Genomic DNA, 472 nt, shown 5'->3' with positions numbered 1-472 from the left:
ATACCCTTCCCCGTCATCGCCGGGCGCTGATCGCCGCGATCGACTGGACGCGCCTCGCCGATCCTGAGGCGCGCCGGTTGCGAGAACTGGGCTTCGACGAGGGTGTCGGGGTCGAGGTGCTGCACCGCGCGTCGATCGGCGGCGGACCGATCGCGTGCCGGATCGGCCGGATGACGGTGGCGCTGCGCCGCGCCGTTGCCGCCAGCATCCACGTCGCGCCGCTCGCCGGCTGACCAGCCATCGAACATCGCCCGGTGCATGCCGCGCCCCTGGTGGCGCTGGTCGGTAATCCCAACGCCGGCAAGAGCGCGCTGTTCAATGCCCTGACGGGTGCCCGGCAAAAGGTCGGCAATTATCCCGGCGTCACGGTGGAACGGCATTCGGGCCGCATGGTGCTGGACGACGGTCGCCCGATCGAACTGGTCGACTTGCCCGGCGCATACAGCCTCGACCCCTCCTCCCCCGACGAGCG

The 472-nt window shown here is 70.6% G+C and carries 2 protein-coding genes; both read left to right on the top strand.

Annotation, left to right across the window (positions count from 1 at the left end; translation table 11 throughout):
- Positions 1-233, top strand: a 233-nt coding sequence (locus tag AC0IYH_RS29335) for a FeoA family protein (protein ID WP_471837542.1), incomplete at its 5' end; no start/stop codon positions are given.
- Between the two features lie 21 nt (positions 234-254).
- A partial coding sequence (locus AC0IYH_RS29330) for a FeoB small GTPase domain-containing protein (protein WP_471837540.1) occupies positions 255-472 on the top strand: 218 nt, incomplete at its 3' end.

The organism is Pseudomonas sp. AC463, assembly GCF_979253585.1.
This window is presented reverse-complemented; position numbering and strand designations above follow the sequence as displayed.